The organism is Microbacterium sp. NPDC057659 (assembly GCF_042799915.1).
Classification (GTDB): Bacteria; Actinomycetota; Actinomycetes; order Actinomycetales; family Microbacteriaceae; genus Microbacterium.
In genome coordinates this window covers 1-22131 of sequence record NZ_JBHVHU010000001.1, presented here as the reverse complement: position 1 = coordinate 22131, position 22131 = coordinate 1, and the positions used below count along the sequence as shown (strand labels likewise).

At 69.6% G+C, this 22131-nt stretch carries 23 protein-coding genes and 1 rRNA gene; 2 read left to right on the top strand and 22 right to left on the bottom strand.

Annotation, left to right across the window (positions count from 1 at the left end; all coding sequences use genetic code 11):
- Positions 1-51: 51 nt before the first annotated feature.
- Both ACFVAE_RS00120 and ACFVAE_RS00115 read left to right on the top strand, forming a co-directional pair.
- Positions 52-591, top strand: coding sequence for a hypothetical protein (locus ACFVAE_RS00120; protein ID WP_378886896.1), 540 nt, complete (start codon positions 52-54; stop codon positions 589-591).
- Positions 592-698: 107 nt separating this feature from the next.
- Positions 699-1421 carry a hypothetical protein gene (locus ACFVAE_RS00115; protein WP_378886895.1) on the top strand — a complete coding sequence of 241 codons (723 nt, stop codon included), beginning with the start codon at positions 699-701 and terminating at the stop codon, positions 1419-1421.
- 186 nt (positions 1422-1607) lie between these two features.
- Here ACFVAE_RS00115 and ACFVAE_RS00110 read toward each other — a convergent pair whose 3' ends face one another.
- The 22 genes from ACFVAE_RS00110 to rrf all read right to left on the bottom strand — a co-directional run bounded on the left by ACFVAE_RS00110 (position 1608) and on the right by rrf (position 22001).
- Positions 1608-2525, bottom strand: coding sequence for an NUDIX domain-containing protein (locus ACFVAE_RS00110; protein ID WP_378886894.1), 918 nt, complete (start codon positions 2523-2525; stop codon positions 1608-1610).
- Between the two features lie 28 nt (positions 2526-2553).
- A complete protein-coding gene (locus ACFVAE_RS00105) occupies positions 2554-3090 on the bottom strand; it encodes a GrpB family protein (RefSeq protein WP_378886893.1) in 537 nt (178 codons plus the stop codon).
- A gap of 292 nt (positions 3091-3382) precedes the next feature.
- Entirely contained in the window at positions 3383-3844 is a 462-nt protein-coding gene (locus ACFVAE_RS00100; protein WP_378886892.1) for a GNAT family N-acetyltransferase, read from the bottom strand.
- Position 3845: 1 nt separating this feature from the next.
- Complete coding sequence (locus tag ACFVAE_RS00095) at positions 3846-4907, bottom strand: Glu/Leu/Phe/Val dehydrogenase dimerization domain-containing protein (RefSeq protein WP_378886891.1); 1062 nt, start codon at positions 4905-4907, stop codon at positions 3846-3848.
- Between the two features lie 86 nt (positions 4908-4993).
- Complete coding sequence (locus ACFVAE_RS00090; RefSeq protein ID WP_378886890.1) at positions 4994-5431, bottom strand: HIT family protein; 438 nt, start codon at positions 5429-5431, stop codon at positions 4994-4996.
- Between the two features lie 2 nt (positions 5432-5433).
- Positions 5434-6906 (bottom strand): ribosome biogenesis GTPase Der, encoded by a 1473-nt coding sequence (gene der, locus ACFVAE_RS00085; RefSeq protein ID WP_378890408.1) that lies wholly within the window; start codon positions 6904-6906, stop codon positions 5434-5436.
- A 61-nt stretch (positions 6907-6967) separates the two neighbouring features.
- The gene (gene cmk, locus ACFVAE_RS00080; protein WP_378886889.1) at positions 6968-7669 is read right to left on the bottom strand and encodes a (d)CMP kinase; all 702 of its coding nucleotides are present in this window, start codon (positions 7667-7669) and stop codon (positions 6968-6970) included.
- The gene (locus ACFVAE_RS00075) at positions 7662-8780 is read right to left on the bottom strand and encodes a prephenate dehydrogenase (protein WP_378886888.1); all 1119 of its coding nucleotides are present in this window, start codon (positions 8778-8780) and stop codon (positions 7662-7664) included. The genes cmk and ACFVAE_RS00075 overlap by 8 nt, the downstream gene beginning before the upstream one ends.
- Positions 8777-9571 (bottom strand): pseudouridine synthase, encoded by a 795-nt coding sequence (locus ACFVAE_RS00070; RefSeq protein WP_378886887.1) that lies wholly within the window; start codon positions 9569-9571, stop codon positions 8777-8779. Before ACFVAE_RS00070 ends, ACFVAE_RS00075 begins: the two co-directional genes overlap by 4 nt.
- The gene (gene scpB / locus ACFVAE_RS00065) at positions 9568-10179 is read right to left on the bottom strand and encodes an SMC-Scp complex subunit ScpB (protein WP_378886886.1); all 612 of its coding nucleotides are present in this window, start codon (positions 10177-10179) and stop codon (positions 9568-9570) included. The genes ACFVAE_RS00070 and scpB overlap by 4 nt, the downstream gene beginning before the upstream one ends.
- Positions 10169-11026 carry a segregation and condensation protein A gene (locus tag ACFVAE_RS00060; protein WP_378886885.1) on the bottom strand — a complete coding sequence of 286 codons (858 nt, stop codon included), beginning with the start codon at positions 11024-11026 and terminating at the stop codon, positions 10169-10171. The genes scpB and ACFVAE_RS00060 overlap by 11 nt, the downstream gene beginning before the upstream one ends.
- Complete coding sequence (locus tag ACFVAE_RS00055; protein ID WP_378890405.1) at positions 11010-11843, bottom strand: ParA family protein; 834 nt, start codon at positions 11841-11843, stop codon at positions 11010-11012. Before ACFVAE_RS00055 ends, ACFVAE_RS00060 begins: the two co-directional genes overlap by 17 nt.
- A 117-nt stretch (positions 11844-11960) precedes the next feature.
- On the bottom strand, positions 11961-12863 hold the full coding sequence (gene xerD / locus ACFVAE_RS00050) for a site-specific tyrosine recombinase XerD (protein WP_378886884.1): 903 nt from the start codon (positions 12861-12863) through the stop codon (positions 11961-11963).
- Positions 12864-12865: 2 nt separating this feature from the next.
- Positions 12866-13462, bottom strand: a complete 597-nt coding sequence (locus ACFVAE_RS00045; RefSeq protein ID WP_378886883.1) for an NUDIX domain-containing protein — start codon at positions 13460-13462, stop codon at positions 12866-12868.
- A complete protein-coding gene (locus ACFVAE_RS00040) occupies positions 13449-15140 on the bottom strand; it encodes a CTP synthase (RefSeq protein ID WP_378890402.1) in 1692 nt (563 codons plus the stop codon). The genes ACFVAE_RS00045 and ACFVAE_RS00040 overlap by 14 nt, the downstream gene beginning before the upstream one ends.
- 17 nt (positions 15141-15157) lie before the next feature.
- Positions 15158-16846, bottom strand: coding sequence for a DNA repair protein RecN (gene recN / locus ACFVAE_RS00035; protein ID WP_378886882.1), 1689 nt, complete (start codon positions 16844-16846; stop codon positions 15158-15160).
- Positions 16843-17751 carry an NAD kinase gene (locus ACFVAE_RS00030; protein WP_378886881.1) on the bottom strand — a complete coding sequence of 303 codons (909 nt, stop codon included), beginning with the start codon at positions 17749-17751 and terminating at the stop codon, positions 16843-16845. Before ACFVAE_RS00030 ends, recN begins: the two co-directional genes overlap by 4 nt.
- Entirely contained in the window at positions 17748-18542 is a 795-nt protein-coding gene (locus ACFVAE_RS00025) for a TlyA family RNA methyltransferase (RefSeq protein ID WP_378886880.1), read from the bottom strand. Before ACFVAE_RS00025 ends, ACFVAE_RS00030 begins: the two co-directional genes overlap by 4 nt.
- A complete protein-coding gene (locus tag ACFVAE_RS00020; protein ID WP_378886879.1) occupies positions 18539-18730 on the bottom strand; it encodes a hypothetical protein in 192 nt (63 codons plus the stop codon). The genes ACFVAE_RS00025 and ACFVAE_RS00020 overlap by 4 nt, the downstream gene beginning before the upstream one ends.
- A gap of 59 nt (positions 18731-18789) precedes the next feature.
- Positions 18790-19830, bottom strand: coding sequence for an HAD-IIA family hydrolase (locus ACFVAE_RS00015; RefSeq protein ID WP_378886878.1), 1041 nt, complete (start codon positions 19828-19830; stop codon positions 18790-18792).
- Positions 19830-21812, bottom strand: a complete 1983-nt coding sequence (locus ACFVAE_RS00010; RefSeq protein WP_378886877.1) for a primosomal protein — start codon at positions 21810-21812, stop codon at positions 19830-19832. Before ACFVAE_RS00010 ends, ACFVAE_RS00015 begins: the two co-directional genes overlap by 1 nt.
- Before the next feature lie 72 nt (positions 21813-21884).
- A 5S ribosomal RNA gene (gene rrf / locus ACFVAE_RS00005) occupies positions 21885-22001 on the bottom strand.
- Positions 22002-22131 lie beyond the last annotated feature (130 nt).

Below are 22131 nucleotides of genomic sequence, written 5' to 3'. Positions count from 1 at the left end.
GCCTGTGGATAACTCCCGCGGCGCTTGCGGGAACTCGGTTACCGTAGCCGGGTGACGTCCTCTCGCACTCTCGCTGCCCTCACCGCCGGCCTCCTCGCCCTCGGACTGCTTGCAGGGTGCGCGCCGACGCCCGAGCCGAAGCCGACGAAGACGGCGGCGTTCGCGTCGGATGAGGAAGCGTTCGCGGCGGCGAAGAAGACGTATGAGGAGTACACGAAGGCGCTGAACGCCGTAGACACCACGGATCCGGAGACATTCGAACCCGTGTTCAGCTGGACAATGGGCGACGCCGACGCAGCAATCCGCAAGGCACTGAGCCAGCTTCACGCGGAAAATGTCACGATGGCTGGCGAGACCAAGATCGCGTCCTTCAAGCAGGTCAGTGTCGACGCAGCTTCCGGGCAGGTCGTCCTGGCAATGTGCGTGGACGTTTCCGAGACCGACACGATCGACAAGGACGGGAAGTCGTTGGTCCCTGAAGGCCGTTCTGACCTCGTGCCAGTCCGTGCTCAGTTCTCGAATGCAGACACGTCAACGAAGTTGAAGATTGCGTCGAGCGACGCCGATACGGAGCACGCATGCTCCTCCTAACCCTCGTCCTAGCGGTAGGTCCCGTTCACTTCAGCTCGGGATGTCCTATCCCAGGCGCAGTATGCACACCCACGACGAACTCCAATTCCAGTCACAGTTGGCTAGACGTGACTGCGCGGCAAAGCTCGCCCGGTGAGTCCGGAGACTCTGGCAACGGAGATGCCGAAGGTGCCGACGGGCGCCCTCGCGCCAAGACCGAGAACGTCGGCTACATCCCGCCTCGCGTGATCTTCGACCCGACCAAGTGCCTCGATGTTTGGGACGACCAGCGCAGCTGTTATCGCCTCAACGCCGAAGAAGACGAGGCGACGCCCGAAGCTCCGGCCACAACCCCTGCACAGGGGATGCCCGCGATCACCATCACCGACCTCGCAAGCTTCGCCCCCAAGGGTGCCGTTCTCACCGGCGAACCCGACAACCTCGGCGTGGCGGGGCTGCCCACCAACATGGTCGCCGACGCCGACGTGCACACCCAGAACGGCACCCTCTTCAACTACCCCATCGCCGTCAGGTTCACCCCGGCCACCTACACGTTCGTCAACGGCGACGACACCACCACGAAGGCCAGCACCGGAGGCGCCACCTGGGACGCCCTGCGCCAGGCGCAGTTCACGCCGACAGACACCAGCCACACCTACAAGGAGCGCGGCACGTATACCGCCCGCGTGGACGTCACGTACACGGCCGAGATCGACCTCGGCACCGGCTGGTTCCCCATTGCCGGAACGCTCAACACGACGGGCCGCGACCAGCAGATCCGCATCTACGAGGCCCACACGGCCCTGGTCGCCCACACCTGCAAGGAAGACCCCACGGCACCCGGTTGCTGAGCACCGTCGGAGAGCACGCCCTTCGTCTCGCTCCGCTCGCTCAGGACCCGAAAGCCAGACACCACGCCCTTCGTCTCGCTCCGCTCGCTCAGGACCCGAAAGCCAGACACCACGCCCTTCGTCTCGCTCCGCTCGCTCAGGACCCGCGAGAGACGGACGCCACGCCCTTCGTCTCGCTTCGCCCGCTCAGGACCCAGAAGAATCGGGAAGCTGATCCAGCAGCCAACCCGCCGACTCGACGCGACCACCGATCGCCTCGACACGCTCGCGCAGACCACGATCGCTCGTCACGACGGTCACCGACATCCCTGAGCCCGCCAGCCGCGCAGCCTCAGCCACGATCGCGTCATCGCCACTGCCGGACGCACGCACCACGGTGACCTCGCCGTCGCCCTCGGCCATCTCCCGAGCCTGTCCCTCGACGACGAACGACACCGACGGATACCAGCGATCCGCCAACAGTCCCAGCGCCGACGCTGCCACGCCTTCCGCCGCCCACGCCGACACGCGCGCATGCAGCCGCTCGGCCGCACCTGCCCGATCCTTCCACCAGCCGTCCGGCACCGAGCCGACGACGTTGGCGGCGTCCACGACGATCGCCGGCCGCACCTCGAGCAGCGCCGACAGCTTCGCCCATGAATTGGCGAAACCCGGATGCAGCTCCCGCTGGGCGACCTCCGAGACCGGAACCCACTCGAGCGCCACGCTCTCCGGGTCGCTGATCACCGGCTCGAACGGTTCCACCACATCAGCGACCACGGTCGTATAGGTCCAGATCGACAGGTCCAAGACGTTCGCGAACCGTGGCCGCAGTGCCCCGGCCGGAATGCCGGCCTCTTCACGAGACTCGCGCAGCGCCCCGTCCAGAGCGGATTCGCCCTGATGCCGCGCACCGCCGGGAATGCCCCACGTGCCGCCGAAATGACTCCAGCCGACCCGATGCTGCAGCAGCACCCCGCGCTCCGCGTCGACGGCGAGCACGCCCGAGGCGCCGAAACGCCCCCAGTACTTCTCCCCCGAGTCCGCCACCACCCAGGCATCCCCGGGGTCGAGCGGGCCCAACGGACGTCGCGGTTCACCGGGCTCAGGAGGAACGATCGTCACCCCTCCACCTTTCCACAGCGGGGCGCACTCATCCGCCCGTGTTGAGCGCGTACAGCCGCCGCTTCTCCTCGTCCGTGAGCGCCGACGCCGCGAGCACCTCCTGCAGCACATCCGACTTCCCCGCGATGTAGCGGTCGATGTCCATCGAGGCATCCGCCGCCAACGCCGTCTTCACCGCCGTGTAGCGGTCACGCAGCGAAACATCCGCCCGCAGCGCGTCCCGGACGGCGACATGCGCGCGCACCTGCAGCGTCCCCTCCACGCACAGGTAGACGTGCCGCGGAGGCCGGTCATCCGGAGGGAAGAACGCCTCGCGGTCGACCAGACCGAGGTTCCCCCGATGCGCATACCCGGCCGCCTCCAGCGCACGGATCGCCGCCGGCACGGCCTCGCGGCGCACGATCACATCGACGTCGATGATCGGCTTCGCCGCCAGCCCGGAGACGGACGTCGAGCCGACATGCTCGATCGAGACGACCGGCACCTCCGAGAGTGCCTCTTCCAGCGAGGCCGCGATCTGCTCGAAGAGACGCGGCCATTCCGCCGAGTACGGCACAACCGTCACCGACACAGTCTTACGCCCCATTCCGCTCGGACATCACCGCGCACGCTCCTGCCAGACCGTCCAGCACGGCGTCCGCGACATCCCGCGGGTACCGCACGCCGGGACCACGCCCCACGCCGCTGCAATGTCTCTGCGGCCTTGCAGACGCTCCGCCATCCGAACACCTCCTCCGTTCCCGCCCGGCTTCACCCCGCGACGCGAGTTCCCCCGCCGCCTGGGCCCGACGGCGCGGCGGCACCTGACCGAGCGTACGCTCCCCGACCCGTCGGCGCCTGCTCTTCCGGCAAGGCCCTCAGCCGGCGTGAGGGCCCGGTCCCTCAGGCACGAAACGCATCAGGTTCGTCTCCCGCCGCACGAATCCGACCGACTCGTACAGCCTCAGTGCTGTCTCTCGAGACGGACGCGACGTGAGGTCGAGCGTCCGCAGTCCGCGCTCCTCGGCGAGCAAGGTCATGCGGGTGAGCAGCATCCGAGCGATCCCGCGTCCTCGCATCGCCTCGTCGACCGCGACGTCCTCAACGTGCCCCCGAAGACCCGAGGGCAGGGGTAGCGAGACGAACGTCGCCATCCCGACGATCCTGCCGTCTGCGCGCGCGACGATCAGATCCGTCGCATCGTGCGAGACGATCGCGTCGAACCGCGCGCGATCGAAGACCGCCGTGCGGGAGAGCTGCGCGAGCAGCGCGGCGAGGTCCTCCGCGTCAGAATCACCGATCGTCGTGAGGATCTCGACCTCGACACCCGCGCCGCCCATCTCAGACCGTCACTCCTGCGCGCAGCCGCGACGCCGCCAGCTCCTCGGCAGCCGCCAGCGGCGTGATGCCCCGCACTTCGGCGTCGTCCAGGATCCTGCTCACCGTGTCGCCGATTCCGGCCACCCGCGCCATGATCTCCTCGCTGGTGCCGAGCTGCTTCGCCTCGAGGTCGAGGTAGATCACGCCGCCCGCGTTGACGACGAAGTCCGGAGCGTAGAGGATGCCGCGGCTCGCCAGCCGGTCCGCACCGGAGCGGTCGGCCAGCGGGTTGTTGGCCGGTCCGCAGACCGCCTTCACGTCGAGCGCATCGATCACGTCGTCGGTGAGGATGCCGCCGATGCCGGCCGGCACGAACACGTCACCGGGCACCAGGTGCTCGGTGCCGGGCTCCGCCCAGGTCGCGCCGATCGACGCGGCGAACTCTCGTCGCGCGGGGTTGATGTCGGTGACGGTCAGCACCGCTCCCTCGTCCGCGAGCCGCTGGGCGAGCCGCCCGCCGACCTGCCCGAGGCCCGAGACAGTGACTCGGCGACCAGACGCCGAGGCGGTGCCGGTGAGCTTGGACAGCACCGCCTGCAGCGACGCGTACACGCCGAGGCTCGTCGGACCGGCGGGTTCGCCCGAGCCGCCCGTCGCCTGCGGCAGGCCTACAACGTGCGCGGTGCGCTCGCTGACCGTCAGCATGTCGTCCGTCGTCGAGCCCACGTCCTCAGCGGTGCGATACGCGCCGCCGAGCAGCTCGACGGCATCGCCCAGATCGAGGAACGCGTCGCGACGGCGGTCCGCATCCAGCGTCTCGCCGGGCTCCAGTCGGATGACGGACTTGCCGCCACCGGCGTCCAGCCCCGCAGCCGCGTTCTTCAGCGTCATCGCCGCCGACAGCCGCAGGGCGTCGCCGAGAGCGTCGCTCCAGTGCGGATAGGTCCACAGCCGAGCGCCGCCGAGGGCGGAACCGAGCACCGAGGAGTGCAGAGCGACGGTGATCATCAGCCCGCTCCGCGGCCCGGTGATCACCTCCACGCGCTCGTGGGTGAAGTCGGGCAGGGGCAGGGTGTGCGTCATCGCATCCTCTTTCGGCGGGCCTCGTGGGCGCAGTCAATCGGATGCCGGGAGTGGTGGCATCCACCTGCCATCGTAGGCGTTCCGTGTCAGCTGCGGTCGCTCGAGAGCGCGTTCCTGATGACCTCGGCGTCGGCCTCGAGCAGCTCCCGCTCACGCTCCGGTGCGCGGTGCCTCAGCTCGGTCCAGCCATCGCCCGCCGTACGTGGGATCACGTGCAGATGGAAGTGGAACACCGTCTGATACGCCGCTTCCCCATCGCAGAGCAGCAGGTTGACGCCCTCGCACGGAACACCCGAGCGGCGCAGCGCTCGGGCGAGCATCCGTCCGACCTCCCAGACACGCGCGCCCGCGTCGGCATCGATGTCCTCGAGGCCGACGACGTGCGCACGCGGGACGACCAGCAGGTGGCCGCGCGTGACGGGGTACCTGTCCAGGAAGGCGACGACGGTCTCGTCCTCGTAGACGATGCTCGCCGTCTCCTGTCCGCGCACGATCGCGCAGAAGACGCAGGTCCCCTCATCCATGGCTACCTCTGCCGGCGCTCCCTGACGCGCATGTTGATCACGATCGGCGTGCCCTCGAACTCATAGAGCTCGCGCAGCCGGCGCTGGATGAACCGGCGGTAGCCCGGGTCGAGGAATCCGGTCGTGAACAGCACGAATGTCGGCGGGCGGGTCGACGCCTGGGTGCCGAACAGGATGCGCGGCTGCTTGCCGCCCCGCAGCGGGTGCGGGTGCGCGGCGACGAGCTCGGTGATGAACGCATTGAACTTGCCGGTCGGGATGCGGCGATCCCAGTTCTCCAGGGCCAGCTCGAGCGCGGGAACGAGCTTGTCGAAGTGCCGGCCGGTCTTCGCCGAGATGTTCACGCGCGGAGCCCACGCGACGTGCGCGAGGTCCTGCTCGATCTCGCGCTCCAAGTACCGGCGACGATCGATGTTCTCCATGTCGTCGTCGAAGAGGCGGTCCCACTTGTTGAACGCGAGCACCAGCGCACGACCGGACTCGAGCACCATGTCGATGATGTTCAGGTCCTGCACGCTGATCGGCTGGCTGACGTCGAGGACGACCACGGCGACCTCGGCCTTCTCCAGCGCAGCAGAGGTGCGCAGCGACGCGTAGAAGTCCGCACCCTGCTGCAGGTGCACGCGACGACGGATGCCGGCGGTATCCACCAGACGCCACAGCTTGCCGCCCAGTTCGACGACCTCGTCCACGGGGTCACGGGTGGTGCCGGCGAGGTCGTTGACGACCACGCGCTCCTCCCCCGCGGCCTTGTTCAGCAGAGAGGACTTGCCCACGTTCGGGCGGCCCAGGATGGCGACGCGGCGCGGGCCGCCGATCTCCGCCTTGGCCACCGCCGACACGTCGGGCAGCTTCTCCATGATCGCGTCGAGCAGGTCGGCCACACCGCGCCCGTGGATCGCGGAGACCGGGTGCGGCTCGCCCAGACCGAGGTTCCACAGCGCGGCGGCCTCGGGCTCCTGGCGTGCGTCATCGATCTTGTTCGCGACGAGGAACACCGGCTTGCCGCTCTTGCGCAGCAGGCGGACGACGTGCTCATCGGTGGAGGTCGCACCCACCATCGCGTCGACGACGAACAGCACGGCGTCGGAGAGATCGATCGCGACCTCGGCCTGCGCGGCGACGGAACGGTCGATGCCGCGGGCATCCGGCTCCCACCCGCCGGTGTCGACGAGCGTGAAGCGGCGGTCGAGCCACTCGGCCTTGTACGTGACGCGGTCGCGGGTGACACCGGGGGTGTCCTCGACGACGGCCTCACGGCGGCCGAGGATGCGGTTCACGAGCGCGGACTTGCCGACGTTCGGCCGCCCCACGATCGCGACCACGGGCAGCGCAGGCAGGAACTCGATGCCGTCCTCGCCGAGCGTGACGCCGGCGAGCAGCGCGTCGTCCTCGTCCTCCAGCTCGTAGTCGGACAGCGAGGCGCGCAGCACCTCGGCCCGCTGGTCGGCGAGCTCCTCGTCCAGCGCCGCCATCTTCTCGGCGAGCTGGTCGGGCGCGCCCTCGTACTCCGTCTGCCCTGAGTCGTTCGTAGGGTCAGCCATTTCGTTCTCCTCGGCGTTCGACGATCACCGCGAGTACGGCATCGACGGTCTGCTGGTAGTCCAGGTCGGTGGAGTCGACGACGTCCACCCCGGGTGCGGCGGTGAGGAAGTCCACCACCGCGCTGTCGCTGCGGTCGCGCTTGTGCAGCGCCTCCGCGACAGCGGCGGCGTTCTCGCCGCCGAGCTCTGCGGCGCGCCGGGCGGCGCGCACTTCGGGTGCCGCGGTCAGCAGGATGCGCACCGGCGCGTCCGGGGCGACCACGGTCGTGATGTCACGGCCCTCGACGACGACGGCCGGGTAGGGCGCCTCGGCGACCATGCGCCGGAAGGCCTCGTTCACCTGCTCGCGCACGGCGGGCACGCGGGCGACGCCGCTCACGGCCGCCGACACGCGGGGGTCGCGGATCGCGTCGGTCACGTCGACGTCTCCGACCGCCACGCGGCGGTCGTCGGCGTCAAGGCCCTGCTGCAGCGGGAAGTCGGATGCCGCGGCCAGCACTGCCTGCTCGTCGGCGGTGTCCGCACCGCGCTCCAGCACGTGCCAGGCCAGCGCCCGATAGGCCGCGCCGGTGTCGAGGTAGCCGTAGCCCTGGCGTCGGGCGATCTCCTTCGAGACGCTCGACTTGCCCGAGCCCGCAGGTCCGTCGATGGCGATGAACTTCGCGGCATCCGTCGTAGGGGTGGTATCAGTCATTCGTGCTCCCTGCGATCCGCCATCCGCGTGCTTCCAATCCCTCGATCGCGCCGCGCAGCGCCGCGGGAGCGACGCTGATCTCGGCGAGACCGAACTGCGCGCCGGGCGAGTGCTCCAGGCGCAGGTCCTCGACGTTGACCTCCAGCTCGCCGAGCTCGCCGAACAGGCGGCCCAGCTGGCCCGCGGTGTCGTCCACCATGACGACGAGCTGCTCGAAGCGTCGGTTCTGGCCGTGCTTTCCTGGTAGCCGCTCGACGCCTTCGTTGCCGTGCCGGATGGCGTCGGCCATCGTGCGGCGCGAGCCTGGTGCATCCGGCTCGCGGAGAGCGGCGGAGACGTGGCGCAGATCCTCTGCGAGGGCGTCCAGGATGTCGACGACCGGAGCGGCGTTCGCACCGAGGATCTGCACCCACAGCTCCGGAGCGGATGCCGCGATGCGTGTGGTATCGCGCACGCCGGGGCCGGCCAGGCGCAGGGCGCCCTCCTCGGCGTCCGCCAGGCGCGCGGCCAGCAGGCTGGCGACGACCTGCGGCACGTGCGAGGTCAGCGCCACCGAGCGGTCGTGCTCCTCGGGGGTCATCTCCAGGGGCATCGCTCCCACGTCCAGGGCGAGCGCCTCGACGAGCGACAGATCGGCCGCGCGGGTCTGCTCGTCGCGGCAGACCACCCAGGGCCGCCCGATGAACAGGTCCGCCCGTGCCGAGATCGCGCCGCCGCGCTCGCGTCCGGCCAGCGGGTGCGAGCCGATGTACCGAGTCAGGTCGACACCGCGATCGCGCAGTGTGCGGTACGGCTCGAGCTTCACGCTCGCGACATCCGTCACCACGGCGTCCGGGAAGCGCGACAGCTCGGCCTCGATCACGTCGGCCGTGACATCCGGCGGCACGGCGACGACGATCAACGCAGGACGGTCGTCGGCGGATGCCGCCCGGCCGGCGCCGTAGTCGATGGCGAGGCGCAGCTGCGCCGGCGATGCGTCGGCGAGCACGACGTCGACGCCCTTCGCACGCAGCGCGTGCCCGATGCTGGCACCGAGCAGGCCGGAGCCGACGATGCGCACGGTGCCCGAGACGCGCGACTGCGTCGCGGCACCATGGCCTGGTTCGGTCACTGCTTCTCCTGCACGTCTCCCGGCGTGGCATCCGCAGGGCTTCCCTCGCGCGACAGAGTCAACAGCGCGCCGAGTTCGATTTTACTCAGTTCGCGGCTCTTCCCGGCAGGGAGCGTTCCCAGGTGCAGCGGGCCGAACTGCCGGCGCACCAGATCGACCACCGGATGCCCCACCTCGGCCATCATCCGGCGCACGATGCGGTTGCGCCCGGAATGCAGCGTGAGCTCGACCATGCTGGAGCCGCTGCCGGCGCGCGAGGTGTCCAGCAGACGAGCCTTGTCGGCCTTGATGAAGCCGTCCTCGAGCTCGAAGCCCTTGGTGAGCTTCGCGATCGTCTGGGCCGTGACGAGACCCTGGACCTTCGCGATGTAGACCTTCGTGACCCCGAAGGACGGGTGTGCGAGGACGTGCGCCAGCTCGCCGTCGTTGGTGAGTATCAGCAGGCCGCTCGTCTCAGCGTCCAGGCGGCCGACGTTGTACAGCCGCTCCTCATAGTCCTTCGTGAAGCGGCGCAGATCGGGACGGCCCTTCTCGTCCTTCATCGAACTCACGACGCCGGTGGGCTTGTTCAGCATCACGTAGCGCTTCGAGACGTCGAGCTGCACCGCAGTGCCGTCCACGTCGATCAGATCTTTCTCGGGATCGATGCGCGTGCCGAGTTCGGTGACGGTCTGACCGTTCACGCGGATGCGGCCCTCCACGATGTACTGCTCGACCACGCGCCGCGAGGCCACGCCCGCGTTCGCCAGGGCCTTCTGCAGGCGGATGCCCTCGGGTGCTTCGTCAGTCATGAGCTGATTCCTTCGTCGAATCCGTCAGCACCGTCGTCGAGCAGCGGCGAGATCGGCGGCAGCTCGTCGAGCGAGTTGATGCCGAGGTTCTGCAGCAGCTGATCGGTGGTGCCGTAGTTGATGGCCCCGGTCTCGGAGTCGGCGAACATCTCTGTGATGAGGCCGCGCGCGAGAAGCGTGCGCACCACGGAATCCACGTTCACCGCACGGATGGACGCGACCTGCCCGCGGGTGACCGGCTGTTTGTAGGCGATGACCGCGAGCGTCTCCAGTGCGGCCTGCGAGAGCCGGGCCGGCGCCTGACCGCCGATGAACTCCGCGATCAGGTCGTCATGGTCGTCGCGGACATACATCCGCCAGCCGCCGCCGACCTCGCGCAGCTCGAACCCGCGCCGGGGTCCGGCGCCGCGACCGTCGTAGTCGTCGACGAGCGTCTCGAGCGCCTGGCGCACGGCCGGCACCGGCGATCCGACGGCGGCCGCGAGGGCGACCAGCCCGATCGGCTCGTCGACGATCAGCAGGATCGCCTCCAGCCGCTCGGTGAGCGGGGTCTCGAGCGTCTGCTCGATCATCGCGATGTCATCGGTCTCGCGCAGTTCATCGGTCATAGTCGGCTCCCAACGTCGCCAGCATCTCGTCGGACCAGCTCTCGGCGGACCAGCGCAGCGTCAGTTCGCCCAGCGGTTCCAGCTGTTCGAAGGACAGCGCGGCGTGACGATAAAGCTCCAGCACCGAGATGAACCTCGCCACGACGACACCCGGCTCCGTCGTGCCCGCGACCAGTTCGCGGAACGTCAGCGACGGCGTCGCGCGCAGCAGCGTCACCACGATCGCCGCCTGCTCGCGGATGCTGACCAGCGGCGCGTGCAGGTGGTCGAGCCCCACCGAGGGGATCTCCTTCGGCGCGAACGCCAACAGTGCGAGCGCCGCGAAGTCGTCCGCGCTGAGCGTCCACACCAGTTCGGGTGTCTTCTTGCGGTGCTTCTCCTCGATGGGCACTGCACGGACGTGCCGGCGTTCCTCGCGCTGCAGGCAGCGCGAGAACCAGGCCGAGACCTCTTTGAAGGCCCGGTACTGCAGCAGGCGCGCGAACAGCAGATCCCGTGCCTCGAGGAGCGCGACCGACTCGGCGTCGACCAGTTCGCCCTGCGGCAGCAGACCCGCGACCTTCATGTCCAGCAGAGTCGCCGCGACGACGAGGAACTCGGATGCCTGATCCAGCTCGTCGTCTCCGTCGAGGTCCTTGAGGTACGAGATGAACTCGTCGGTGACCTTGCTCAGCGACACCTCGGTGATGTCGAGCTGATGCTGGGAGATCAGGTTCAGCAGCAGGTCGAAGGGGCCATCGAAATTGGACAGCGAGACCCGGAAGCCGGGTGCCTCGGCATCCGTTTCGTCTCGCTCCGCTCGCTCAACGACCGGGAGATCAGGTTCTGACTCAGGCGACGGCGCCACGGGACACAAGCTCCCGCGCCAGTCGCAGGTACGCCTGTGCGGCGGGATGCTCGGGCGCGAACTCGGTGATGGGGACGCCCGACACCGACGCGTCGGGGAACTTCACGGTGCGGCCGATCACGGTCTCGAGCACGTCGTCGCCGAACGCCTCCACGACTCGCTCCAGCACCTCACGGGAGTGCAGTGTGCGCGGGTCGTACATGGTAGCGAGCACGCCGTCGAGCTCGATAGCCGGGTTCAGCCGGTCGCGCACCTTGTCGATGGTCTCGATCAGCAGGGCGACGCCGCGCAGCGCGAAGAACTCGCACTCGAGCGGGATGAGCACGCCGTGCGCCGCGGTCAGCGCGTTCACGGTGAGCAGGCCGAGCGAGGGCTGGCAGTCGATGAGGATGACGTCGTACTCCCCCGCGACCTGGCGCAGCACACGCGACAGGATCGTCTCGCGGGCGACCTCGTTGACCAGGTGCACCTCGGCGGCGGACAGGTCGATGTTGGCCGGCAGCACGTCGAGGTTGTCGACGCCGGAGTGCACGATCACCTCGTGCGCGTCGCGCTTGGGATCGAGCAGCAGGTCGTAGATCGTGGGGATGTCGTGCGTCGGGATGCCCAGGCCGGCGGAGAGTGCGCCCTGCGGGTCGAAGTCGACCGCGAGCACCTTGCGTCCGTAGTCCGCCAGTGCCGCCGCGAGGTTGATCGACGTCGTGGTCTTGCCCACCCCGCCCTTCTGGTTGCACAGTGCGATGATGCGCGCGGGACCGTGCGAGGCGAGGGGCGCCGGGATGTCGAAGCCGTGGTAGGGACGACCGGTCGGTCCCATGGGGATGTCGTCCTTGGTCTGCTTCGCCACCGGTTCTCCTGCTCGTCGTGCTCGGTCGATTGTATCGATACGGTTCGGCCCGATCATCCCGGCGCGCCCAGATGGGCGCGCACGGGCTCAGCGCGCTCTCGGATGCGAGGTCGCGTAGACGTCGCGCAGGGTGTCCACCGAGACGTGCGTGTAGATCTGCGTCGTCGCCACCGACGCATGTCCGAGCAGCTCCTGCACGACGCGCACGTCGGCGCCACCCTGCAGGAGGTGAGTGGCGAAGGAGTGACGCAGGGTGTGCGGCGACACCTCGGCCGTGATCTGCGCCCGCTCTGCCGCCGAGCGGATGATCAGCCACGCGCTCTGCCTCGACAGCGGCGCGCCGCGCGCGCCGAGGAACAGCCGAGCGGAGGCCCGTCCCTTGGCCGCCAGCTCAGGGCGGACCCTGGTGAGGTAGGCGTCCACGGCGGAACGCGCGTAGGAGCCGAGCGGCACGATCCGCTCCTTGTCGCCCTTGCCGCGCAGGCGCAGCACGTCACCGTGGGAGAGGTCGTCGACGTCGAGCGAGACCGCCTCTGAGATGCGAGCACCGGTGGCGTAGAGCAGCTCCAGCAGCGCGCGGTCTCTGAGGCCGAGCGACTCCTCCGCACTCGGCGCGCCCAGCAGACGCTCGACCTGATCGATGGTGAGCGCCTTGGGCAGCCGGCGGGGCATCTTCGGCGGGCGGATCCGACCCGTGGGGTCGTCCTGCTCGATCTCCTCTCGGGCGAGGAAGCGGTGCCAGCTGCGCACCGAGGACTGCAGCCGGGCCAGGCTGGTCGCGGCCGGCGGCGGTTCCGCGCCGGCGCGGTCGGCGACGAACGCCTGCACCACGGCGGAGGTGATCTCGGCGGTGTCGCCGATGCCCTGCTCCCCCAGCCATTCCCGGTAGCCCGTGAGGTCGCGCCGGTATGCGGCGACAGTGTGCTCCGACAGCCCGCGCTCGATCGTGACGTGCCGCAGGTACGTGTCGATCGCGCGGTCGAGCTGCACGGCTACTGCCCGGCGGATTCCTGCCGGTGGAGCATCCGCTCCGCCGCGAGCACGCCGATCTGCAGGATGCCGTTGTGCATCCGCCCGGCGAGCACCGCGTCCGCGGCATCCGACAGCGGGACCCAGGCGACGCGGATGTCGGCCTCCTCGTCCTCGCGATCGTGCGTCTGTGCGGCACGCGCGACGCCGGTGGCGAGGAAGACGTGGATCATCTCGTCGTTGCCGCCTGGCGTCGTCCAGGACGACACCAGGTGCTGCCAGTTCTCGGCCGTGAGGTCGGCCTCTTCGGCGAGCTCCCGCTGAGCGGCGGCGAGCGGCTCCTCGCCGGCGACGTCGAGCAGCCCTGCGGGCAGCTCCCAGTCACGGTGCCGGATCGGATGCCGGTACTGCTGGATCAGCAGCACGCGGTCCTCATCATCGAGCGCGACGACGGCCACGGCGCCGGTGTGCGCGACGTACTGCCGAACGATCTCACCGTAGCCGTAACGCACCCGGTCGGAGCGCACGTCCCAGACGCGCCCCTCGTACACGAGGTCGCTCTGCAGCACCTCGGGCGCGAAGGGCTCGTCCCGGAACGACGAAGGATCAGGCCTCGTCATCGCCGAACAGCTCGCTCGAGCGGTGGCGCTCGATGGCCGCGCCGATCAGGCCGCGGAACAGCGGGTGCGGCGAGGTCGGGCGCGAGCGCAGCTCGGGGTGCGCCTGGGTGGCGATGTAGAACGGGTGCACGTCACGGGGCAGCTCGACGTACTCGACGAGGTCGAGCTCGGGGTTGAGGCCCGAGAACACCAGGCCGGCGTCGGACAGACGGCCGCGGTAGGAGTTGTTGACCTCGTAGCGGTGGCGGTGCCGCTCGGACGCCTCGTCGGAGCCGTAGAGCTCGGCGGCCAGCGACCCCTCAGCCAGGGCGGCCTTGTACAGGCCGAGGCGCATGGTGCCGCCCAGGTCGCCGCCGTCGAGGATCTCGACCTGCTCGGCCATCGTCGCGATGACGGGCTCCGCGGTCTCGGGGTCGAACTCGCTCGAGGAGGCACCGGCGATGCCGGCCACGTCACGGGCGTACTCGATGACCATGCACTGCAGGCCGAGGCACAGGCCGAGCGTGGGGATGCCCTGCTCGCGGGCGAACTTCAGCGCGCCCAGCTTGCCCTCGATGCCGCGGATGCCGAAGCCGCCGGGCACGCAGATGCCGTCCAGGTCGGAGAGCGCCTTCGCCGCGCCCTCGGGCGTCTCACAGGAGTCCGAGGGGATCCAGCGGATGTTCACGTGCGCCTCGTGGGCGAAGCCTCCGGCGCGCAGCGCCTCGGTCACCGAGAGGTAGGCGTCGGGCAGGTCGATGTACTTGCCGACCAGGCCGATGGTGACCTCGTGCTTGGGGTTGTGCACCGCCTGCAGCACCTTCTGCCAGCGAGACCAGTCCACGTCTGCGGCGTTCAGGCCGAGGCGGCGGACGATGTACGAGTCCAGGCCCTGGTCGTTCAGCGTGGACGGGATGTCGTAGATGCTCGGCAGGTCGACCGTGTTGATGACGCCGTCGATGTCGACGTCGCACATCAGGGCGATCTTGTTGCGGTTGCTCTCGCTGACGGGACGGTCGCTGCGCAGCACCAGTGCATCGGGCTGCACACCGAGCTGGCGGAGGGCCGCGACCGAGTGCTGGGTCGGCTTGGTCTTCTGCTCGCCGGAGGCGCCCATGAACGGCACCAGCGACACGTGCACGAAGAACACGTTGTCGCGGCCGAGCTCGTGCCGCAGCTGACGTGCGGCCTCGAGGAAGGGCTGCGACTCGATGTCGCCGACCGTGCCGCCCACCTCGGTGATGATCACGTCGGGCTGCGGCTCCTCGGTCGCCTGCAGACGCATGCGGCGCTTGATCTCGTCGGTGATGTGCGGGATGACCTGCACGGTGTCGCCGAGGTACTCGCCGCGGCGCTCACGCGCGATCACCTGGGAGTAGATCTGGCCGGTGGTCACGTTCGCGGCCTGCGACAGGTTGATGTCGAGGAAGCGCTCGTAGTGGCCGATGTCGAGGTCGGTCTCGGCGCCGTCATCCGTCACGAAGACCTCGCCGTGCTGGAACGGGTTCATCGTGCCGGGGTCGACGTTGAGGTAGGGATCGAGCTTCTGCATCACGACGCGCAGACCGCGCGCAGTGAGGAGATTGCCCAGGCTGGCGGCGGTCAGCCCCTTGCCCAATGAGGAAACGACACCGCCCGTCACGAAGATGTGCTTCGTCGTGAAAGTGGTGTCGTCGGACCGCGCGGCTGAGTTCTGCATCACGGGCTTTTATCCTATCAGTTCGGTGCGGCGCTCAGACCGAGAAGTTCCCGAGCGTGAGTGAGTGCGGCATCGGAGTCGGGCAGACCGGACAGCAGCCTGGCCATCTCCCCCTCGCGCTCCGCGCCGTCGAGCCGTCGGACGCTGGACGCGGTGACGGCGCCGCCGGACGCCTTCACGACCGTGAGGTGGTTCGTCGCGAATGCAGCGACCTGGGCCAGGTGCGTGACCGCGATGACCTGTGCGCGCTCGGCGAGCCGTGCCAGCCGGCGACCGACCTCGATCGCGGCCGCGCCGCCGATGCCGGCATCGACCTCGTCGAAGACGAAGGTCGGCACCGGGTCGACCCCGGCGATGACGACCTCGATCGCGAGCATGACGCGGGAGAGCTCACCACCCGACGCGCCCTTCGACACCGGGCGCGGGTCGGCACCCGGGTGCGGAGCGAGCAGGATGCCCACGTCGTCGCGGCCGTGCGTGCTCTCGGTGCCTGGCGTGACCTCGACGACCAGACCGGCGTCGGGCATGGCCAGGGCATGCAGCTCCTCGCTGACCGCGGTGGAGAGGCGTCCGGCGGCAGCAGTGCGCAGTCCGGTCAGTGCGTCGGCCGCGGCATCCACGTCGGCGCGCGCCTGAGCTGCCTCGGCCTGCAGGCGCTCGATCCGGTCACCGTCGTCGTCGAGCTCCGCCAGCCGGGCGGATCCGCTCCCCCACAGCGCGAGAGCCTCGTCGAGCGAGCCATGCTGCCGGATCAGGGCGCCGAGCGCTGCGCGGCGCTCCTCGACAGCGGCGAGCTCGTGCGGCCCGGTCTCGTCGAGGTCGGCGAGGTACTCCGACAACTGCAGCGCGAGGTCAGCAGCACGATAGCCGAGGTCCTCCAGCGCCGTCCCGATCTCACTGAGTCGCGGGTCGGTCACGCGTTCGAGCGCGCGCCGCGCCTCGGAGAGCAGCGCCGAGACATCCGCCTCGCCCTCCTCGCTCGAGATCGCACCGCGGGCGACAGATGCCGCGACCCGCAGCTCCTCGGCGTTCGCGAGGCGCTCTGCACGCTCGTTCAGCTCTCGGTCCTCACCCGGCTGCGGGTCGAGGGCCTCGATCTGTGCGAGGTCCTCTCGCAGTCGGGCGGCCTCCTCGGCGCGGCGATCGCGGTTCTCGGTCAGATCGGAGATCTCCGCGTCCAGCGCGCGCCAGCGCGCGAACACGGCGCCATAGGTGCTCAGCGCGTCGGAGATCGCATCGCCGCCGAAGCGGTCGAGTGCATCGCGCTGGGCGGCCGCTGAACGCAGTCGCAGCTGGTCGGACTGACCGTGCACGACGACGAGCTGCTCCGCGAGCGAGGACAGCACGCCCGCCGGAGCCGCTCGTCCGCCGACGCTCGCGCGGCTGCGCCCCTCGGCGCTCAGGCTGCGAGACACATACAGCTCGGCGGCGTCGCCGGCGGGTTCGAGCTCTCCCCCGGCATCCGCGACGATGTCGGCCACCGCACCGTCCTGCGGCACGATCCAGACGCCGGCGACGGAGGCCTGGTTCGCTCCGGCGCGCACCGCGCCGGAGTCGGCCCTGGCGCCGAGCAGCAGCCCCAGTCCGGTGACGACCATGGTCTTGCCCGCGCCGGTCTCGCCGGTGATCGCGGTGAACCCGGGACCGAGCGGTAGCACGGCGTCGTCGATGACGCCGAGGCCGCGGATGCGCATCTCCTCGATCATCGGCTGCCTCCTCGCCACCCGGCGACCGGCAGCCGGAACTTGCGCACCAGCCGGTCGGTGAACGGGATCGGATGCAGACGGGCCAGACGAACCGGCCGCGACGAGCGGCGCACGACGACGCGCGCGCCCGGCGGCAGCTCGTGCGAGCGACGACCGTCGCACCACAGGATGCCGGTACCCGACGTGGACTCCAGCATTTCGATCGCGACGGATGCCTGCGGGCTGACCACGAGCGCGCGCGCGAACAGCGCATGCGCGGACAGCGGCACGACCGCGATCGCCTCCACACCGGGCCAGATCACGGGGCCGCCCGCGGAGAAGTTGTACGCGGTGGAGCCGGTGGGTGTCGAGACCACCATGCCGTCGCATCCGTAACTGGTCAGAGGGCGGCCGTCGATCTCGACGACCACCTCGATCATCCGCTCGCGGCTGGCCTTCTCGACGGTCGCCTCGTTCAGCGCCCAGGTGTCGTAGACGACCTCGCCCGCGGCATCCTTCACGCGCACCGACAGCGCAAGACGCTCCTCGACCTCGTAATCGCGGTCGATCACGCGGCGCACGGCGTCGTCCATGTCGTCGCGCTCGATCTCGGCAAGGAAGCCGACGTGACCCATGTTGATGCCGAGAACCGGGGCATCCGAGCCGCGCACCAGCTCTGCGGCACGCAGGATCGTCCCGTCGCCGCCGAGCACGATCGCGAGCTCGAGGTCGTTCACATCGATGTCGGCGCCGATGGAGGCCACCTCTGCGAATCGCGGATCGACGGCGATGAGTTCCTCGTGATCCTCCGCGGCGAGAACGGGACGCGCACCGGCGTCGCGCAGGGCCTCGATCACGCGCATCGCCGCGACGACCGTGTCCTCGCGGTGCGCGTGCGCGACGACCAGGATGTTCCGCTCGTTCATCGTCCTCCTGCCAGTTCCGCGATGCGCTTCGTCCATTGTGTCGGATCGTCACCACCCGCGCCGAGGTGCACCAGGTACTCCGCGTTGCCGTGCGTGCCGAGGATCGGCGAGGGCAGGATGCCGCGGATGCCGAGTCCCGCATCCCAGGCATCCCAGGCGGTGCGCTCGACCGCGTCAACCCGCGTCGTCGGGTCGGTGACCAGCCCGCCACGCACGGCGGTGCGCCCCACCTCGAACTGCGGCTTGATGAGCAGCACGATGTCGGCGTCCGGCGCCGCGACCTGCGCGACCGCGGGGAGCACATGCGCGAGGGAGATGAAGGACAGATCGCCCGTGATCAGCTCGGGCGGGTCCTCCTCGCCGGTCGCCTCGGCCAGATTCTCCGGCGTCATGTACCGCACGTTGAACCCCTCGACGGAGGTCACGCCGGGGTCGGAGGCGACGGATGCCGCGAGCTGATCATGCCCGACGTCGACTGCGAGGACGCGGCGTGCGCCGCGCTCGCGGAGCACCTGCGTGAACCCGCCTGTGGAGGCGCCCATGTCGAGCGCGAGCCGGCCGTCCACAGCGATGCCGAAGCCGTCGAGTGCGGCGATGAGCTTGTGGGCTCCGCGGCTCACGTAGTCGTCGGCGCCGTCGACGGAGAGGTCCGCATCATCCGCGACCGGCGTCGATGCCTTCACGACCGGGCGCCCGTCGATCCGCACTCGTCCCTCGCTGATCAGAGTCGCGGCGTGCGAGCGCGAACGCGCCAGTCCCCGCGCGGCAAGCGCCGCGTCGAGGCGCGTCACCGTTCCCCGGCGGGGCTCGGCCGCTGCTCGGACTTCGGAGCGCTGTCGAGTCGCTTCATGAGTTCGCCGTGCAGTGCGGAGTACGCGTCGGCACGGTCTGACAGCGGCTGGCCCTCGATCAGACGGAGTCTGCTCCAGAGCGCGTCGACCGGCTCGTCTGCCCGGTGCTGCTCGGCGGGATCGTGCATGTCCCCACCCTAACGCGGGCGACGGACGCCGAACCGGCGGCGCTCGGAAGTGTGGAGAGTCAGGGGCGGTGGAACGGGTCCGCGTACAGACGCTCGGGCACGTCGAACACGTAGATCGCCGCGCCGCTCCCCCAGATCGCTGCCGCACCCGCGCGAAGCAGATCGATCTGACGCGTGCCCTCCGCGAGGATCTCGACATTGGCACCCACTACCCGCACGGCGGCGCCGTTCACGTGGAAGGCGCCGTCCTTCTGCACGGTGTCGGGATACGGCTCGTGCAGTTCGCGCAGGTCGCTGAGGATGTAGGTCGGCCGCGATCCTTCCGGCGCGGCGAGCACGTGCTTCGGCCGGTCGATGCCGGTGAGCACCAGCGCCGAGTCGATGCCGGCACGGTTCGCACCGAGGATGTCCGTGTCGAGGCGGTCACCGAGGAACAGGGCGTTGCGCGCTCCGAAGCGCGCGAGCGCCTCCTCGAAGATCGGCGTCTCCGGCTTGCCTGCGACCGTCGACAGTCGGCCGATCGCGGTGTGCACCGCGGACACGAGTGTTCCGTTTCCCGGCGCGACACCGCGCTCGCGCGGGATCGTCCAGTCCGTGTTGGTCGAGATCCAGGGGATCCCGCCCTCGTCCTCGGGGACCTTCAGCGCGAAGGCCGCCTCGGCGAGGTCGGTCCAGGCCACCTCGGGGGCGAAGCCCTGCACGACGGCGCTCGGCGCGTCCTCGGCGCTGCGGGTGACCGTGTAGCCGGCCTTCTCGGCCTCGACCACGAGCCCTTCTCCGCCGACGATGAGGATCGTCGCGGGTGCAGGCACCATCGTGGTCAGCAACCGCATCGCGGCCTGGGGGCTCGTCACCACGTCGTTCGGACGCACGTCGAGACCGAGGTCACGAAGGTGCCGAGCGACGTCCGCGTCGGTGCGGGACGCATTGTTCGTGATGTATCCGAGCCTGACGCCGGCCGCGGCGCGGTTCAGGCTGTCGATCGCGTGCGGCAGCGGACCGGGCCCGGCGTACACGACACCGTCCAGGTCGGCCAGCACGGCGTCACGGCCGTCGAGCGGAGCAGCGGATGCGGGAGCGGACCTGCGGAACAGGCCCATCAGGCCTTGCCCTCGTCGGTGGGCTCGTCGACGCCGGCCTCCACGAGGATCTCGGCGACCTCCGCGGCGACGTCGTCGGCTTTGGACTCGGGGGCGGTGGGCGCTGCTGGCTCGGCCTCGGCAACAGCATCGTCGAGATCAGACCCGTCATCCGTGCCGGACCCGTCGTCCGTGCCGGACCCGTCGTCGTCGACGTCCGAGATCGCGTCGTCGGTCTCGCCGACGGCGGCCTCGTCGTACTCGTCGTCGAAGTCCTCGATCAGCCCGTCCTCGACGATGATCTCGTCGTGCTCCGCGGAGGCCGCGTTGATCGCATCGGCCGCGGTCTCGGCGCGCTCGGCCCAGAACTCCGCCTCATCGGTGCGGCCGAGATCCTCGAGCACAGCGGCACGCGCGGCGAACAGCGCAGGGCTCCATTCGAAGGCGCGGTCCGGGTCGAGCTCAGGGATCTCCAGCTCACCGAGAGCGAGCTCGAGCTCACCTCGGTCCATGCGTGCGCCCGACATCGCGATCGCCAGAGCGACACGCACTTCGGTCGGGAGAGCGGAGCGGTCGACGCCGCGGCCCTCCTCCAGGGCACGGTCGGGACGACCGACACCGCGCTCGCTGTCGACGATCAGCGCGATCCCGTCCTCGCGACCGGAGATGCGACGGTATGTGCGCAGCTCGCGGAGCGCCAGGGCGAAGTCGCCGATGGCGTAGGCCGTGATGGCGACGGACTCGCGCACCACCGGGATGCGGCCGGCGCGGCGCGAAGCCGCAAGCGCGTGCTCGTGGGCCAGCTGAGGATCCTCATCGATCAGTCGCGCCGACATCGCGAGGTGGCGCGCCACCCGCTCGGCGTTCTCCATGCTGAGGGTCTTCAGCTCATTGCGCGCCGCAGGGTGCAGGTCGCGCGGGGTGATGTCGTCGGGCAGCTGCGGCTCCGGAACACGCTCGCGCACCGGCGCGTACGGGTTGTACTCGCGATCGGCGCCACCGCGCTGCCTGGTGTCGGAACGTCGCTCACCGTCACGGCCGCGGTCGTCGCGACGACGGTCATCGCGCTGCGGACGGTCGTTGCGGTACGGGCGATCTCCCCCACGGGAGTCGTCGCGCTTGTACGGACGGTCCCCCTGCGGGCGGTCGTTCCGGTACGGACGGTCTCCGCCACGCGAGTCATCGCGCTTGTAGGGTCGGTCGCCACTACGCGAGTCGTCACGCTTGTAGGGTCGGTCGCCCTGCGGGCGGTCGTTCCGGTACGGACGGTCTCCGCCACGCGAGTCATCGCGCTTGTAGGGTCGGTCGCCACTACGCGAGTCGTCACGCTTGTAGGGTCGGTCGCCACCACGCGACTCGTCACGCTTGTAGGGTCGGTCCCCCTGCGGACGATCGTTCCGATACGGACGGTCTCCGCCCTGCCCGCGATCCTTCCGATATGGGCGGTCGCCACCTCGCGACTCATCGCGCTTGTACGGACGATCGCCCTGCGGACGCTCACTACTGCGGTACGGACGATCGCCGCCACGCGAGTCATCGCGCTTGTAGGGTCGGTCGCCACCACGCGAGTCGTCACGCTTGTACGGACGGTCGCCCTGCGGACGGTCACTGCTGCGGTACGGACGGTCGCTGCCCTGGCCGCGGTCGTTCCGGTACGGGCGGTCGCCCCCGCGCGACTCATCGCGCTTGTACGGACGGTCGCCCTGCGGACGGTCACTGCTGCGGTACGGACGGCCGCTGCCCTGGCCGCGGTCGTTCCGGTACGAACGATCGCCCCCACGCGAGTCATCGCGTCGATAGGACCGATCGCCCTGCGAGCGATCACCTCGATAGCCGCGGTCGCCGGAGCCGTTGCGGTCATCTCGGCGCGAGCTGCTGCGGTCATTGCCACCCGAGCGAGGTGCGCGGCCGGCGGCGTCGGAGTACGAACGCTTCTTGCCGTTCGAGGAGCCGGAGCGCGACGAATCCCCGTCCTCGCGACGGTGGTGCTGATCTTCCGACATTCTGACTCCCTGTAGAGGCTTGTTAACGCAAGATGGCCACCCAACAATGGGTGGCCATCTTACCTAAGAGGAGTTCGGCGGTGTCCTACTCTCCCACAGGGTCCCCCCTGCAGTACCATCGGCGCTGTGAGGCTTAGCTTCCGGGTTCGGAATGTGACCGGGCGTTTCCCTCACGCTATGGCCGCCGAAACACTATTGACATGTAACCGGGCAACACAACGTTCGTGTGTTGTTTGGTTCCCGACCGTACGTCGAGAACCACAAAGTGGACGCGTTCATCTCGCAGAAGAACAGAGGGTGTTATCAAGTCGTCGGCTTA

Bases quoted from the DNA above. Each gene is read 5' to 3' on its own strand.
- ACFVAE_RS00040 (WP_378890402.1), bottom strand. From the start codon at position 15,140: ATGCAGAACTCAGCCGCGCGGTCCGACGACACCACTTTCACGACGAAG.
- ACFVAE_RS00090 (WP_378886890.1), bottom strand. From the start codon at position 5,431: ATGGATGAGGGGACCTGCGTCTTCTGCGCGATCGTGCGCGGACAGGAG.
- ACFVAE_RS00020 (WP_378886879.1), bottom strand. From the start codon at position 18,730: ATGCACGATCCCGCCGAGCAGCACCGGGCAGACGAGCCGGTCGACGCG.
- ACFVAE_RS00100 (WP_378886892.1), bottom strand. From the start codon at position 3,844: ATGGGCGGCGCGGGTGTCGAGGTCGAGATCCTCACGACGATCGGTGAT.
- ACFVAE_RS00015 (WP_378886878.1), bottom strand. From the start codon at position 19,830: ATGGGCCTGTTCCGCAGGTCCGCTCCCGCATCCGCTGCTCCGCTCGAC.
- ACFVAE_RS00095 (WP_378886891.1), bottom strand. From the start codon at position 4,907: ATGACGCACACCCTGCCCCTGCCCGACTTCACCCACGAGCGCGTGGAG.
- cmk (WP_378886889.1), bottom strand. From the start codon at position 7,669: ATGACTGATACCACCCCTACGACGGATGCCGCGAAGTTCATCGCCATC.
- der (WP_378890408.1), bottom strand. From the start codon at position 6,906: ATGGCGGCGCTGGACGAGGAGCTCGCCGACCAGCGGGCCGAGGTGCTG.
- ACFVAE_RS00010 (WP_378886877.1), bottom strand. From the start codon at position 21,812: ATGTCGGAAGATCAGCACCACCGTCGCGAGGACGGGGATTCGTCGCGC.
- ACFVAE_RS00045 (WP_378886883.1), bottom strand. From the start codon at position 13,462: ATGACGAGGCCTGATCCTTCGTCGTTCCGGGACGAGCCCTTCGCGCCC.
- ACFVAE_RS00070 (WP_378886887.1), bottom strand. From the start codon at position 9,571: ATGACTGACGAAGCACCCGAGGGCATCCGCCTGCAGAAGGCCCTGGCG.
- ACFVAE_RS00055 (WP_378890405.1), bottom strand. From the start codon at position 11,843: ATGGGACCGACCGGTCGTCCCTACCACGGCTTCGACATCCCGGCGCCC.
- ACFVAE_RS00030 (WP_378886881.1), bottom strand. From the start codon at position 17,751: ATGAACGAGCGGAACATCCTGGTCGTCGCGCACGCGCACCGCGAGGAC.
- recN (WP_378886882.1), bottom strand. From the start codon at position 16,846: ATGATCGAGGAGATGCGCATCCGCGGCCTCGGCGTCATCGACGACGCC.
- scpB (WP_378886886.1), bottom strand. From the start codon at position 10,179: ATGACCGATGAACTGCGCGAGACCGATGACATCGCGATGATCGAGCAG.